We start from the raw sequence: 13973 nt of genomic DNA on the forward strand, positions 1-13973 counted from the left end.
GTGCCGGGAGCACCGGGGGTGCCGGGAGCACCGGGGGTGCCGGGAGCACCGGGGGTGCCGGGAGTGCCGGGGGTGCCGGGAGCACCGGGGGTGCCGACCGCCGTCAGGGCGGCCAGGTGCCGGTCGTAGAAGCCGGTGTCGAGGCGCCCCGCGACGAAGTCCGGGTGGCGCAGGGAGCGGACGAGGAGGTCCCGGTTGGTGACCGGGCCGTGGATGCGGGCGCGTTCCAGGACGCGGGCGAGGAGGCGGACGGCTTCGGTGCGGGTGGGGGCGTGGGCGATGACCTTGGCCAGCATCGGGTCGTAGTGCACCCCCACCGTGTCGCCACCGGTGTATCCGGTGTCGAGCCGGACACCGGGTTCGCCGGGCACCTCCAGGGTGAGCAGTGCTCCGGTCTGTGGCCGCCAGTCACGCGCGGGGTCCTCGGCGTACAGCCGGGCCTCGACGGCGTGTCCGCCGGGCGGCGGGGGCGCGGGGGCGGGCAGCGGCCCGCCCTCCGCGACGCGCAGTTGCAGGGCGACCAGGTCGAGGCCGAACACCGCCTCCGTGACGGGGTGTTCGACCTGGAGCCGGGTGTTCATCTCCAGGAAGTACGGGCGGCCCCCGGCCGACACGAGGAACTCGACGGTCCCCGCGCCCCGGTAGCCCACCGCCTGTGCGGCGGCGACCGCCGCGTCGTGCAGCCCCTGCCGCAGGGCGTCGTCGAGGCCCGGTGCCGGGGCCTCCTCGATGACCTTCTGGTGGCGGCGCTGGAGCGAGCAGTCGCGGGTTCCGAGCGCCCAGACCGTGCCCTGCCCGTCCGCCATGATCTGGACCTCGACGTGCCGGCCCCGCTCGACGTACGGCTCGGCGAAGACCTCGCCGTCCCCGAAGGCGGAGGCGGCCTCGGCGGTGGCCGCGGTCAGCTCCGCCGGAAGCGCGGCCAGTTCCCGTACGATCCGCATCCCGCGCCCGCCCCCGCCCGCCGCCGCCTTCAGCAGCAGGGGCAGGTCGGCGGCGGTGGCGTCCGCCGGATCGACCGGGGTGAGCAGGGGCACCCCGGCGGCGGCCATCAGCTCCTTGGCCCTGGTCTTGGAGGCCATCAGCTCGATGGCCCCGACCGGTGGCCCCACCCATACGAGGCCCGCGTCCTGCACGGTCCGGGCGAACCCGGCGTTCTCCGAGAGGAAGCCGTACCCCGGGTGGACGGCGTCGGCGCCCGCGGCGAGCGCGGCGGCGACGACGAGGTCGCCGCGCAGGTACGTGTCGGCCGGTGCGGCCCCCGGCAGGCGTACGGCGGTGTCGGCCTCCCTCACGTGCAGGGCGCCGGCGTCCGCGTCGGAGTACACGGCGACGGTGGCGATGCCCAGTTCGCGGCAGGTGCGGAAGATCCGGCAGGCGATCTCGCCCCGGTTGGCGACCAGCAGTGCGGTGATCATCCGTTCCCTCACATCCGGAAGACGCCGAAGCCGCGCGCGCCTTCGACCGGTGCCGTATGGATCGCGGACAGGCACATCCCGAGGACGGTCCTGGTGTCGCGCGGGTCGATGACCCCGTCGTCGTACAGCCGCCCCGAGAGGAACATCGGCAGCGACTCGGACTCGATCTGCTGTTCCACCACGGCGCGCAGTCCGGCGTCGGCCTCGTCGTCGTAGGGCAGCCCCTTCGCGGCGGCGGAGGCGCGGGCGACGAGGGAGAGGACGCCCGCGAGCTGCTGGGGCCCCATGACGGCGGACTTGCTGCTGGGCCAGGCGAAGAGGAAGCGGGGGTCGTAGGCCCGGCCGCACATGCCGTAGTGCCCGGCGCCGTAGGAGGCGCCCATCAGCACGGACAGGTGGGGGACCCGGGAGTTCGACACCGCGTTGATCATCATCGCGCCGTGCTTGATGATGCCGCCCTGCTCGTACTCCTTGCCGACCATGTAGCCGGTGGTGTTGTGCAGGAAGAGCAGCGGGATGTCGCGCTGGTTCGCGAGCTGGATGAACTGCGCGGCCTTCTGCGACTCCTCGCTGAACAGCACCCCCTGCGCGTTGGCGAGGATGCCGACCGGATAGCCGTGGAGGCTCGCCCAGCCCGTGACCAGGCTGGTCCCGTACAGCGGCTTGAAGGCGTCGAAGTCCGAGCCGTCGACGAGCCGGGCGATGACCTCGCGGGGGTCGAAGGGGGTCTTGAGGTCGCCGGGCACGATCCCGAGCAGCTCCTCCTCGTCGTACTTCGGCGGCTCGGCGGGGCCCGGATCCGGGTGGGCCTTGCGCCAGTTGAACCGGGCGGCGATCCGCCGGGCCTGGCGCAGTGCGTCGTGCTCGTCGACGGCGTAGTGGTCGGCGAGGCCGGAGGTGCGGGCGTGCATCTCGGCGCCGCCGAGCGATTCGTCGTCGCTCTCCTCACCGGTGGCCATCTTGACGAGGGGCGGGCCGCCGAGGAAGACCTTGGACCGTTCCTTGATCATCACGGTGTGGTCGGACATCCCGGGGACGTACGCGCCGCCGGCGGTGGAGTTCCCGAACACCACGGCGACGGTGGGGATGCCGGCGGCGGACAGCCGGGTGAGGTCGCGGAACAGGGCCCCGCCGGGGATGAAGATCTCCTTCTGCGAGGGCAGGTCCGCGCCACCGGACTCCACCAGTGAGACGCAGGGCAGCCGGTTGGCGAAGGCGATCTCGTTGGCGCGGAGGGCCTTCTTCAGGGTCCAGGGGTTGGAGGCGCCGCCGCGTACGGTCGGGTCATTGGCGGTGATCAGGCATTCGACGCCCTCGACGATCCCGATCCCGGTGACCAGCGAGGCGCCGACCGCGTATTCGCTGCCCCAGCCGGCGAGCGGTGACAGCTCCAGGAACGGGGTGTCCGGGTCGACCAGCAGTTCGATCCGCTCGCGGGCCAGGAGCTTGCCGCGCCCGCGGTGGCGGGCGACGTACTTCTCGCCGCCGCCCGCGAGTGCCTCGGCGTGCTCGGTGTCCAGCTCGGCGAGCTTCGCGAGCATGGCCTCGCGGTGGGCGGTGTACTCGGGCCCCGTCGTGTCGAGTGCGGTGGGCAGGACGGTCATGCGTACGCCTCCGGTTCGTCGAGCAGCCGCACGGGAACGGCGACGTGCCGGGACCGCAGCCACTCCCCCACCGCCTTGGCCTGCGGATCGAAGCGGGCCTGCGCGGCGACGCCCTCGCCGAGGAGGCCGTGGACAACGAAGTTGAGCGCCCGCAGCCGGGGCAGGACGTGGCGTACGACGGTGAGCCCTGCGGTCTCCGGCAGCAGTTCCCAAAACCGCTGGACGGTCAGCTCGTGGGCCAGCCACCGCCAGGCGTCGTCCGTGCGGACCCACACCCCGACGTTGGCGTCCCCGCCCTTGTCACCGCTGCGGGCTCCCGCGACGTGTCCGAGGGGTGCGGTGCGGGCGGGCCCGGCGGGCAGCGGTTCGGGCAGGTCCGGTCGCGTCACGTCCTCGATGTGCTTGTACGGGCCGGCCGGCGGCACCACCGAGCGCGTCCCGTCGGGCAGCACGGCGACGTGCCCGACCTCCCCGGCCGGTACGTACGCGGCCTCGAACACCCCGTACGGCGTGCCTTTCCCGGGCGGGGCGGTCACGTGGAAGCCCGGGTAGCTGCCGAGGGCCAGCTCGACGGCCGCCCCGGACACGGCGCGGCCGACAGCCTCCGCGTCCGGGTCGCGCACGACGAGCCGGAGCAGGGCGCTCGCCGTCTCCTCGGTGGCGGCGTCGGCCCGGTCGGTGCGGGCGAGTTCCCACCGCACCTCGGCGGGGGCCGAGCCGGCCCGGTCGAGGGCGTCGGTGAACTGCTCCCGCACGAGCCGGGCCTTGGCCTCGATGTCGAGGCCCGTCAGCACGAGGACGATCTCGTTGCGCCACCCGCCGAGCCGGGTGAGACCGACCTTCAGCGTGGGCGGCGGCGCCTCCCCGCGCACGCCGCTGATCCGCACCCGGTCGGGTCCGTCCCGGTCCAGCGTCACGGTGTCGAGCCGGGCGGTGACGTCGGGTCCGGCGTAGCGGGCGCCGCCGGTCTCGTACAGCAGCTGTGCGGTCACGGTGCCGAGGTCGACGACACCGCCCGTGCCGTCGTGCTTGGTGATGACGCTGCTTCCGTCCTCGTGGATCTCGGCGAGCGGGAAGCCGGGGCGGCGGATGTCGTGGTCGCCGAAGAAGGCGTAGTTGCCGCCGGTCGCCTGGGTGCCGCACTCCAGGACGTGTCCGGCGACGACGGCCCCGGCGAGGGCGTCGTGGGCGTCCGGCGCCCAGCCGAAGTGGGCGGCGGCGGGCCCGGTGACGAGCGCGGCGTCGGTGACCCGGCCGGTGACGACGATGTCGGCCCCGGCCCGCAGGCAGGCGGCGATGCCTCCGCCGCCGAGGTAGGCGTTGGCGGTGAGGTAACCGTCGGGCACGGGACGGCTGTCACCCTCGACATGCGCGACGCGCACGGGGACGCCGGTCCGGTCCGCCAGCTCCCGTACGGCATCGGCGAGCCCGGCCGGGTTCAGCCCGCCGGCGTTGGTGACGATCTTCACGCCCCGCTCGTGGGCGAGCCCGAGGCTCTCCTCCAGCTGCCTCAGAAAGGTCGAGGCGTAGCCGCGCCCCGGGTCCTTCAGGCGGCTGCGGCCCAGGATCAGCATGGTGAGTTCGGCGAGGTAGTCCCCGGTCAGGACGTCCAGCGGGCCGCCGGTGAGCATGTCGCGCACGGCGTCGAAGCGGTCGCCGTAGAAACCGGACGCGTTGCCGATGCGCAGGGGCCGGGTCATCGGTCCGCCTCGGGGCGCCGCCCGGACCCGGCGGGTCCGGCGAAGGCCTGCGCGATGTCCAGCCACTGCCCGGCGTCGGGGCCCACCGCCTCGACGGCGAGGTCGTCGCGGTGGGCGCGCCGGGTGACGAGCAGGCAGAAGTCGAGGAGCGGCCCGGTGATCCGCTGGGCGGCGTCCTCGGGCCCGTACACGGTCGACCCGCCGTCTTCCGCGAGCAGTTCGACCCGGAACTGCTCGGCGGGCGGTCGCAGACCCCGTACGAAGTAGGCGTAGTCCCGGGCCCGTACGCCGATCCGCGCCACGTGCCGCAGCCGGGCGGTCGGTTTCCTGGTCACGCCGAGCGCGTCGGCGACGTCCTGGCCGTGGGCCCAGGTCTCCATGAGCCGTGCGGTCGCCATCGAGGCGACGCTCATGGGCGGGCCGTACCAGGGCAGTTTCACCCCGGCGGGTGCGGCACGGAGGGCCGCCTGGAGCCGGGTCCGCCCTTCCCGCCACTCCACGAGCAGAGCCTCGGGCGGCAGAGCGGTGACGGCCTCCTCGGCTGCCTCGCCGACGAAGGTTCCGGGGGCGGCCAGCGCCTTCTCGACCTCGGCGGCGAAGGCACCGGGCTCGGTGGCGGCGGTCAGGGCCACCTCGTCGGTCCAGTTGAGGTGGGCGATCTGATGGGCGACGGTCCACCCTTCGGCGGGAGTCGGCACGGCCCACTCGTGAGCGCTCAATCCCGCTACCAGCAGGTCGAGTTCGTCGCCCTCCGCACGGAGGTCGTCGAGCACTGCGGCGGTCACGGCCGTTGCGTCGGGCACGGTGCGCTCCCCTCGGGGCGTGGCGGTGTGCCCCGGAGCATGCCAGTACGCCGGAAAACAAGCAAGCACGCTTGCATGATTTTTTGGCCGCCTGCGCTCTTGGCGCGGGTGGTTCTCGGTCGGCGCGGCAGCCGGGGACGGAGGGCCGGCGCACGGTCAGCACCACGGACTCCTCCTCCGCGTACCAGGATCGAGCGGCACCCGTCCGCGGCTCAGCAGCCGCCCGCGGTCCAGCGCCGCGTCCTGCTCCGCATGCCCCATGTACACACCGTCATTGTTCATGACCAGCAACGTGACCGGCCGACCGGCAGGAGTACCACCCTGCCCTACGTAGGGCAGGGTGGTACTCTGCGGGCATGATAAAGACGACTGTGTACCTTCCGGAGGAACTGGAAGTACGGCTGGGCGCCGAGTCGTCGGCCACCGGCATAAGCAAGGCCGAACTCATCAGGCGGGGCATCGCCCTGATCCTCGATGCCGCAGAACGGCCCAAGCGGAGCCAGGATCTCCCTGTTTTCGACAGTGGACGCGCCCTCACCCCCGAGGCAATGGATGACGCGGTGTACGAACACATCAAGGAACGAGCAGCACGCCGTTGATCATCGTCGCTGACACATCCGCCCTCTACGCAGCTTTTGACGCCGCGCAACCGGAACATTCCGGATCCGCGAAGATCCTCGAGAACGAGACACTGGCCATCTCTCCGCTGGTCGTCACGGAACTGGACCGTCTCGTTCACCGGGACCTCGGCTTCCCCGCCGCCATGCAGGTGATGGAGGCACTCCACTCGCGCATGGCGGACGGTCAGTACAGGCTCGCGGACCTGAAGCCGGCCGACCTGGGTGCCGCACACGAGGTGCGCCGCACCTATGAGGGCCTGAGGCTGGACCTCGCGGACGCGGTCGGCGTCGTTCTCGCCGACCGGTACCGGACCGACCGCATCTTCACCCTCCACCAACGGGACTTCAGGGCCATCACACCGCTGACGCCCGGCCTCAGCGCGTTCCGCATCCTGCCCGTCGACAGCTGAGCCGCCGGTCCGCCCTACTCCGCGCGGTCCCCCTCCGCCTGCGAGGGCTCGGTCCGGGGGGTGTCGGGGTGGACCTCGGGGGCCCTGCCCCGCACGGCCGGCTCGTCGCGTTCGCCCTCGGCCTGCGAGGGCGTGTGCGCATACAGCCCGTCGTACTCATCGGTTCCCTTTGCGGATCCCATGCGCGGGCCTCCTTCCTTCGCTTCCCTCCATCGTGCCTCCCGCGCCCGCTCCCGGCGCGGTGACGCGGGCCGCACGACCGCGTCCGAGGCGCGCTCGCTACTGTCCCTTCGACGCCGCCTCGGCCATCTTCGCCGTGGTGCTGGCACCGTCCAGCGCCTCGCGGATGATGTCGGCGTGGCCGCTGTGGTGGGCGATCTCGCGGAAGATGTGCCACAGCACGTGACGGACGGTCCGGAGAACCGGGTCCGGGGGCGACCAGGGGTAGGAAGGCAGCGTGACCTCACGGTCGAGGTCGGGCTCCTCGCGCACCGTGCGGTCGAAGGCCGCCGCTGCCGCGTGGAAGGCCTCCAGCAGCCCGGCCACCGTCTCGGTGCCGGTCATCCGGTTTCCGTCGGGGTCGAGGTCCGCCCAGTCGACCTCGGCGGGGGCGGTGCCCTCGATGACGTCGAGCCAGCCGCGCTGCATCAGTCCCAGGTGCTTCAGGATTCCGCCGAGGGTCAGCTCGCTGGCCGTCGTCCGGGCGCGGGCCCCCGCGTCGTCGAGCGCCGCGACGGTGTAGAGGAAGTTGGTGCGCTGATCGGTCATGAGCGCCAGCAGATCGTCGCGTTCCGGCATGTGTTCCTCCAGGTCGGCCGTCGCGACCACCCTAGGTTCGGGCGTCCGGCCGCGCAGGCGGACCGGGCAAGTCCCCCGCGCGGCGGACTCACCGCTTACGGGCGCCCCGCCCCTGGCTGCGCACCGCGCCCATGCTCGCCCCGATGACGAGGGCGATGGCCAGGGCGTCCGTCGAGGCGAGTGCCTGGTCCAGGATGAGGAAGCCCGCCGTGGCCGCGATGGCCGGTTCCAGGCTCATCAGGATCGCGAAGGTGGGCGCGGGCAGCCGGCGCAGGGCCATGAGTTCCAGGGTGTACGGAAGGACCGAGCTCAGCAGCGCCACGGCGATGCCCAGGCCCAGCGTGGAGGGGACCAGCAGCTTCGAGCCCGCCTCCATGATGCCGAGCGGCAGCGAGAGCGCCGCGGCCACCACCATGGCCAGGGCCAGTCCGTCGGCCTGCGGGAAGCGGCGGCCCGTGCGGGCGCTGAAGACGATGTACACCGCCCACATGGCGCCGGCACCCAGGGCGTACGCCGCCCCGACCGGGTCCAGCCGGTCGAAGCCCCCGCCACTGAGCAGGACGACACCGCCGAGCGCCAGGGCCGCCCACACGAGGTTGACCAGGCGGCGGGAAGCGGCCACGGACAGGACCAGCGGGCCCAGCACCTCCAGGGTGACGGCCGGGCCCAGCGGGATGCGGTCGACGGCCTGGTAGAAGAGCGTGTTCATACCGCCCATGGCGATGCCGAAGGCCACCACGGTGCCCCAGTCGGCGCGCGAGTGCCCCCGCAGCTTCGGCCGGCAGATGACCAGCAGGACGAGCGCGGCGGCGGCGAGCCGCAGCGTGACGACGCCGAGCGCGCCGGCCCTCGGCATCAGCAGGACGGCGACCGCCGCACCGAACTGGACGGAGAGCCCGCCCGCCACCACCAGCGCGACCGGGCCGAGCGCACCCCTGCGGCCACCGGGGCGGCCGCGGCCGGGTTCATCGAGCGCCGACGCCACCTCGGGGAGGGCGACGGCAGCGGCCGGCTCAGCGGCAACGCGCGGGTCGTTCACCGGAAACCTTTCATTCAGTCCATCAGAATGTACTGGAGGGTTCACCATACGACACCTATCGCGAGCCGCCCGCACTCTCACCGTAGAGACCCGCACGCTTCCCGTGAAATGCCGATTGCGCTCCCGTTATGCTCCAGACGCATGAGCACTGCACAGGGCGCGGGGAACGGCGGCCGTGGCGTCGAGATCCGGCATCTGCGCGCCTTCCTGGCCATCGCGGACGAAGGCGGTGTCACCCGGGCCGCCACCCGGCTCGGGGTCACCCAGCCCGTCGTCTCCCGCACGCTCGCCGCCCTCGAAAGGCACCTGGGCGTGCGGCTCGTGGACCGGTCCACCCACCACCTCGCCCTCACCCCCGAAGGCCTCGTCTTCCGGGACAAGGCCGCCACCGCGGTCGGTGCCTTCGACGAGGCCCTCGATCCCGGCCGGCTGCGCCACCGGCCGCTGCGGCTCGGGCACGCCTGGTCCGCCTTCGGCCCGTACACCACGCCGCTGCTGCGGACCTGGCAGCGGCGCCATCCGGAGACCCCGCTCGAACTGCTGCGCATCGACGACCGCACGGCCGGCCTCACCCGCGGTGAGGTGGACGCGGCGCTGCTCCGCGGGCCGGTGGCCTCCCCGGGGCTCGTCACCGAGGTGCTGTTCACCGAGGAGCGGGTGGCGGCCGTGGCGGCCGACGGCCCGCTCGCCGTCCGCGCCTCGCTGTCGCTGGCCGACCTGACCGGCGGCGCGGTCGTCCTGAACACCGTCTCGGGTGCCACCACGCTCGACCTGTGGCCCCTGCACGCGCGGCCCGTCGCCGCCCTCACCGTCGCCAACACCGACGACTGGCTCACGGCCATCGCGGCCGGCCGGGGCAACGGGGTCTCGGGGGCGTCCACCGCCCAGATGCATCCGCACGCGGGGGTCGTCTATGTGCCCCTGGACGACGCCCCGCCGCTGCCCGTCCTGCTGGCCCGGCGGGACGGCCCCGGCCATCCCGCGCTGCCCCGACTGGCGGCGCTCGCCCGGGAGATCGTCGCGCGCGGCCCGCGGACACCTCCCGGAATTCTCCCGGCCGGCGGGGAATGAAGCACTGTCACAGGCGAGTTGGCACCTGGTACCGATCGGGCCGATCATTCCAGGGGGCATCTCATGACGGGCAGCGGCAGCGGCACCATCACCGTGCACGGCACGGTCGCGGCGGGCTTCGAGGGCGTGCGGGAGGAGTTCGCCGCCGTACTGGCCGCGGACCACACCGAGCCCGGCGGGCAGCTCGCGGCCTACCACCACGGCCGGCTGGTGGTGGACCTGTGGGCCGGGGAGGGCATCGCCGGGGACTCCCTGCCCGCGGTGTACTCCTCCACCAAGGGCGCCGCCCATCTCGTCGTCGCCCTGCTCGTCCAGGACGGCGTCATCGATCCCGGCCGTACGGTGGCGTCGTACTGGCCGGAGTTCGCCGCCGAGGGCAAGGGCGCACTGACCGTACGGGAGCTCATATCGCACCGCGCCGGGCTGATCTGGGCGGACGGCGGGTTCAGCGCCGAGGAGCTGGCCGACGACCGGGCACTCGCCGCGCGGCTGGCGGGTCAGCGGCCCTACTGGACGCCTGGCACGGAGTACGGCTACCACGCGCTGACGGTCGGCGCCCTCACCGGCGAGGTGGTCCGCAGGGTCACCGGGCGGTCGATCCAGGAGATCTTCGAGGAGCGGGTGCGCGCCCCCCACGGGCTGGACTTCCACCTGGGCCTGCCCGAGGCGCTCGAACCCCGCTACGTGCGCATCCGCCCCGGCGTGCCCACCCCCGCGCAGGCGGCGGAGGCCGCGGCGGACCCGCTCGACCCGGCCGGCCTGACGGCGCTCGCGTTCGGCCTCACCGAGGACCCGCCGCTCGATCTGGTCGCCCTCGTCAACGACACCCGCGCGGTACGCGCGCTCGGCCCGGCCTCGGTCGGCGGGGTGGCCTCGGCGCGGGGGCTCGCGGGGATGTACGCGGCGGCGGTCTCCGGGCTGGAGGGGCGGGCACCTCTGCTCACGCCGGAGACGGTGACCGAGGCCGGCCGGGTGCGGTGGACGGGGACCGACGTCGTGACCGCCAAGGCCGACGCCTTCGCCCTCGGCTTCGAGGTGGTGGGAACGGTCTACCCGACGCTGGGCGAGGGCGCCTTCGGCCACTCGGGAGCCGCCGGTTCGCAGGCGTACGCCGATCCCGTCAACGGCGTGGCCTACGGCTACACCCGGCGCCGCTTCGCCCTCCCCGGCGGCGCCGCCCCGGAGAACGAGCGGCTGTCGGCAGCGGTGAGCGAGGCCGTCGCCAAGCTCTGAGCCGGGGCGCCGCCTCAGCCCTCGCCGAGCTCCGACGCCGGGGCACCGCCTCAGGGCGAGGAGGCCCGGCCCGGCGATCAGGGCGAGGAGGCCCGGCCCCGCGATGCCGTGCGGGGCCGGTGGGACCTACTTGGCGCAGACCGCCTTGTCCGCCTCCACGCGCTGGATGTCTTCCGGCGCCTTCTCCGGGGCGGTGAGCGGGCTGCCCGCCTGCTTGAAGTCCGGGCCCAGGGTGAGCTCCATCGGCTCCATCGCGCCGGCGTCCGTCGTCGTCGGCTTGAGGGCCGAGGCCGACAGGCCCATCAGGGCGGCGAGCCGCCGCGCCTGGTCCGCCTGGTTGGGGGCGTAGACGAGCTGGGTCTTCTTCACGTCCTGCGGGGCGTTCGCCTGGTTCGTGGACTTCAGCACGCCCTGTTCGTTCTGCAGCCAGTCCAGGGCGGCCTGCGCGGAACCGGCCTTGGCGCCGCCGTTGTAGACGTCGACCCGTACGTCCGCCGGGGCGGCCATCTCGCCCTTCAGCTTGGCGTCCGCCTTGGCCTTCGCCGCGGCCTTCTCCTTCTTCTCCACCGCGGTGAAGGAGACGTCCTCGCGCATCATCGAGAAGACCTGGGGCGCCTTGGACTCGTCGAGGATGACGGTGGCCTTGTCGTTCGGGTTGTCCAGCACCGGGACCGTGGTGAACGTGATGTTCTTGGGGTCGACCGACGCCAGTTCCATGCCCAGCTGGCGCAGCCGGTTTATGTCGGCGATCTTGTCGTCGACGGTGAGCGCCTTGGTGGCCGCCTCCGCGAGGGACCACATCTTGGTGGGGCTGGTCAGGGTGTCGTTGGACTTGAGCTTGCGCATCAGGGAGCCCAGGAACTGCTGCTGGATCTCGATGCGGCTCAGGTCGCTGCCGAAGCCGACGGAGTGCCGGGTGCGCAGGAAGGCCAGTGCCTGCTCGCCCTGGAGGGTGTGTTCGCCCTTGGAAAGCTTGAGGTGCGAGTCCTTGTCGTCGATGTCCTTGGCGAGGCAGACGTCCACGCCCCCGACGGCGGACGTCAGGGACTTGACCGCGTTGAAGTCGGCCACCATGAAGTGGTCGACCTCGATGCCGGTGAGTTCGGTGACGGTGCGCATGGTGCAGCTGGGGGTGCGGTCGGACTGCCCGAGGCTGGTGTTGAAGCGCCCGCCGGGGGTCCCGGGGATGTCCTTCTCCTCCCCGTTCTCCAGATGGGTGGGACAGACCGGGATGTCCGTTATCAGGTCGCGCGGGATGCTCAGCGCGGTCGCGTTCGTACGGTCCTTGGAGACGTGGAGGAGGATGCTGGTGTCGGCGTGGCCGACACTGCCCGCGTCCCCGTAGCCCTCGTTGCCCTCGCCGGTCCGCTTGTCGGTCCCGATCACCAGGACGTTGATCGCCCGGTCCTTGCTGAAGCCGCCGGTGCCGGCCCCGTCACTGGAGAGGGCGGTGATGTTGCCGTTGAAGTGCTGGTACACGAGGTAGCCCGCCGTGCCGGTGCCCACCAGCAGGAAGGCGAGCACGCCGCCGGTCCACACCAGCGCCTTGTTCTTGCGGGACTTGCCCGGCTTCGCCTTGCGGCGCCCGGCTGCCGGTGCCGCCGCGCGGCCTCCCGGCTTCCGCGTCTCGTCCCGGTCCCCGCGTCCGCCGCCCGCGCCCCGGCGCCCGCCACGCTGACCGGGCACGGAGGCCCGCTCCCCGGGCCGGGCGGTCTCCGGCTTCGACCTGCGGCGCGCTCCGGGCGCTCGCACGTCCGACGTGCCGACCGGTGCGGTCGATCGCCCTGGGGAGGGGGTCAGTCGCAGTTCGTAATCACCGGTGTCGGGGTTGAGTACCCACTGGTCTGCGGGGTCGAATCCTTCGTCCCGCCCACGGCCTTGCGCGTCCACGGTTGCCTGCGTCCTCCGTCGGGGCCACGCGGCGCCTCCCCCTTCAAGGCGCGCGGTGTGTCTTACGGCGGTGCCGGCCCGAAAAGCCGACTGCACCGGAGCGCTCACCCTAGCTGGCAACCGGCCCACGAGCGACGATCGTGATAAATCAAGCATTACAGAGGGGACATAAAGGGACATTCGCTACCAGCCAGCCGCCCGAACCACGGCATGCCGCACACCACATCGCCCCAAGAACTCCACCAAGGCCAGTTCAAGCCAGATTTCACAGAGAAGTGGCCACAACGAATTCCCAAACAAGTCGCCAATTCTCCTATAGTTGCCATGACTTGATCAGGAACAATCAGTTCCAGTTGTGCTCCTTTCACCACCACCGCACCGATACATCCGGATTGTTCCTTCCGCCGTACCTGTCCCTTCCCCCCGCACCGTCCGCCCCGAGGACTTTCGATTGCGCCCTTCACTCCGGCCGACCGCACTCGCCCTGCTGATCTCGGCAGCCGTTACCGGTTCTCTGTGCCTGTGGGCGGTCGCCGCCGCTCCCGCCTCGGTACGGAACCCGCTCGCCTGGGGTGCGGGCGCCGCCGCCGTGCTGCTGTGCGTCACGGTGACCGTCGCGGTCCACACCCTCACCACCGTCCGTCGTCTGCGCGCCCTGCGGGCCGCCGAATCCGAGCGCTTCACCGCCGAGACCGCCCGCCTCGTCTCGGCCTCCGCCGCCGAGGCGCAGCGCTTCACCGCGGAGACCGCCCGGATCAGAGCGGCCGCCTCCGCCGAGGCGGCCCGGGTCACCGCCGAGGCGGACGACCGGATCGCCCGGGTCACCGCCCAGGCCACCGAGCAGCACGAGCGGCTCACCACCGAGACCGCCCGGCTGTCCGCCCGTGCCCGGCGCGCCGAGAACGAGCGCTCCGCGGCGATCGCCGCCTGCGCCAACGCCGCGGGCCGGATGCAGGCCCTGGCCACGAGCATGCTGGCCGACCTGCGCGAGATGGAGCACCGGCACACCGCCGAGGACGTGCTCGGTGATCTGCTGCACCTGGACCACCGCACGGCCCAGGCGGGCCGGCTCGCCGACTCCATCGCCGTCCTCACCGGCGCGCGCTCCGGGCGCCGGTGGGCCAAGCCGATCGTCATGGAGTCGATCCTGCGCGGCGCGATGGGCCGTATCGGCAGCTACCAGCGCATCCGCCTCCACTCGACGAGCGAGGTGGCGATCGCGGGCCACGCCGCCGAGGGCGTCATGCACGCCCTGGCCGAACTCCTCGACAACGCCGCCAACTTCTCGCCGCCCACCGCCGAGGTGCACGTGTACGTCGAGGAGGTGCCGGCCGGCATCGTCATCACCGTCGAGGACAGCGGCCTGGTGATGAGCGATGTGCAGCTG

12 protein-coding genes and 1 pseudogene are annotated in these 13973 nt (G+C 72.7%); 5 read left to right on the forward strand and 8 right to left on the reverse strand.

Annotated features, from left to right (window positions below):
• The 4 genes from VN520_RS25760 to VN520_RS25775 all read right to left on the reverse strand — a co-directional run.
• Positions 1 to 1418, reverse strand: a 1418-nt coding sequence (locus tag VN520_RS25760) for an acetyl-CoA carboxylase biotin carboxylase subunit (protein ID WP_325749329.1), incomplete at its 3' end; no start/stop codon positions are given.
• An 8-nt stretch (positions 1419 to 1426) separates the two neighbouring features.
• The gene (locus VN520_RS25765; protein WP_325749330.1) at positions 1427 to 3022 is read right to left on the reverse strand and encodes an acyl-CoA carboxylase subunit beta; all 1596 of its coding nucleotides are present in this window, start codon (positions 3020 to 3022) and stop codon (positions 1427 to 1429) included.
• Entirely contained in the window at positions 3019 to 4722 is a 1704-nt protein-coding gene (locus VN520_RS25770) for an acyclic terpene utilization AtuA family protein (RefSeq protein WP_325749331.1), read from the reverse strand. Before VN520_RS25770 ends, VN520_RS25765 begins: the two co-directional genes overlap by 4 nt.
• A complete protein-coding gene (locus VN520_RS25775; RefSeq protein WP_325749332.1) occupies positions 4719 to 5525 on the reverse strand; it encodes a TIGR03084 family metal-binding protein in 807 nt (268 codons plus the stop codon). The genes VN520_RS25770 and VN520_RS25775 overlap by 4 nt, the downstream gene beginning before the upstream one ends.
• A gap of 356 nt (positions 5526 to 5881) precedes the next feature.
• Between VN520_RS25775 and VN520_RS25780 the strand changes: the two genes are divergently transcribed.
• Both VN520_RS25780 and VN520_RS25785 read left to right on the forward strand, forming a co-directional pair.
• Positions 5882 to 6124, forward strand: coding sequence for a ribbon-helix-helix domain-containing protein (locus tag VN520_RS25780; protein WP_325749333.1), 243 nt, complete (start codon positions 5882 to 5884; stop codon positions 6122 to 6124).
• Positions 6121 to 6555 (forward strand): PIN domain-containing protein, encoded by a 435-nt coding sequence (locus VN520_RS25785; protein WP_325749334.1) that lies wholly within the window; start codon positions 6121 to 6123, stop codon positions 6553 to 6555. Before VN520_RS25780 ends, VN520_RS25785 begins: the two co-directional genes overlap by 4 nt.
• A 14-nt stretch (positions 6556 to 6569) precedes the next feature.
• Here the strand turns inward: VN520_RS25785 and VN520_RS25790 are convergent, their stop codons facing one another.
• From VN520_RS25790 to VN520_RS25800, 3 genes are all read right to left on the reverse strand, one after another.
• Entirely contained in the window at positions 6570 to 6737 is a 168-nt protein-coding gene (locus VN520_RS25790) for a hypothetical protein (RefSeq protein ID WP_325749335.1), read from the reverse strand.
• Positions 6738 to 6834: 97 nt separating this feature from the next.
• Complete coding sequence (locus VN520_RS25795) at positions 6835 to 7353, reverse strand: DinB family protein (protein ID WP_325749336.1); 519 nt, start codon at positions 7351 to 7353, stop codon at positions 6835 to 6837.
• 88 nt (positions 7354 to 7441) lie between these two features.
• Positions 7442 to 8392 carry an EamA family transporter gene (locus VN520_RS25800; RefSeq protein WP_325749337.1) on the reverse strand — a complete coding sequence of 317 codons (951 nt, stop codon included), beginning with the start codon at positions 8390 to 8392 and terminating at the stop codon, positions 7442 to 7444.
• A gap of 141 nt (positions 8393 to 8533) precedes the next feature.
• On the opposite strand from VN520_RS25800, the gene VN520_RS25805 reads away from it, so the two are divergent.
• The gene (locus VN520_RS25805) at positions 8534 to 9463 is read left to right on the forward strand and encodes a LysR family transcriptional regulator (RefSeq protein ID WP_325749338.1); all 930 of its coding nucleotides are present in this window, start codon (positions 8534 to 8536) and stop codon (positions 9461 to 9463) included.
• A 63-nt stretch (positions 9464 to 9526) separates the two neighbouring features.
• Positions 9527 to 10696, forward strand: a complete 1170-nt coding sequence (locus VN520_RS25810; RefSeq protein WP_325749339.1) for a serine hydrolase domain-containing protein — start codon at positions 9527 to 9529, stop codon at positions 10694 to 10696.
• Positions 10697 to 10822: 126 nt separating this feature from the next.
• On the opposite strand, the gene VN520_RS25815 is transcribed toward VN520_RS25810, so the two are convergent.
• Complete coding sequence (locus tag VN520_RS25815; RefSeq protein ID WP_325749340.1) at positions 10823 to 12586, reverse strand: LCP family protein; 1764 nt, start codon at positions 12584 to 12586, stop codon at positions 10823 to 10825.
• A gap of 451 nt (positions 12587 to 13037) precedes the next feature.
• Between VN520_RS25815 and VN520_RS25820 the strand changes: the two are divergent.
• Positions 13038 to 13973 (forward strand): annotated as a pseudogene (locus tag VN520_RS25820) (ATP-binding protein); the annotation flags it as partial.

Origin of the sequence: Streptomyces sp., from assembly GCF_035563135.1 — a bacterium.
GTDB lineage: Bacteria > Actinomycetota > Actinomycetes > Streptomycetales > Streptomycetaceae > Streptomyces.

Bases quoted from the DNA above. Each gene is read 5' to 3' on its own strand.
- VN520_RS25765 (WP_325749330.1), bottom strand. From the start codon at position 3,022: ATGACCGTCCTGCCCACCGCACTCGACACGACGGGGCCCGAGTACACC.
- VN520_RS25770 (WP_325749331.1), bottom strand. From the start codon at position 4,722: ATGACCCGGCCCCTGCGCATCGGCAACGCGTCCGGTTTCTACGGCGAC.
- VN520_RS25780 (WP_325749333.1), top strand. From the start codon at position 5,882: ATGATAAAGACGACTGTGTACCTTCCGGAGGAACTGGAAGTACGGCTG.
- VN520_RS25790 (WP_325749335.1), bottom strand. From the start codon at position 6,737: ATGGGATCCGCAAAGGGAACCGATGAGTACGACGGGCTGTATGCGCAC.
- VN520_RS25795 (WP_325749336.1), bottom strand. From the start codon at position 7,353: ATGCCGGAACGCGACGATCTGCTGGCGCTCATGACCGATCAGCGCACC.
- VN520_RS25805 (WP_325749338.1), top strand. From the start codon at position 8,534: ATGAGCACTGCACAGGGCGCGGGGAACGGCGGCCGTGGCGTCGAGATC.
- VN520_RS25810 (WP_325749339.1), top strand. From the start codon at position 9,527: ATGACGGGCAGCGGCAGCGGCACCATCACCGTGCACGGCACGGTCGCG.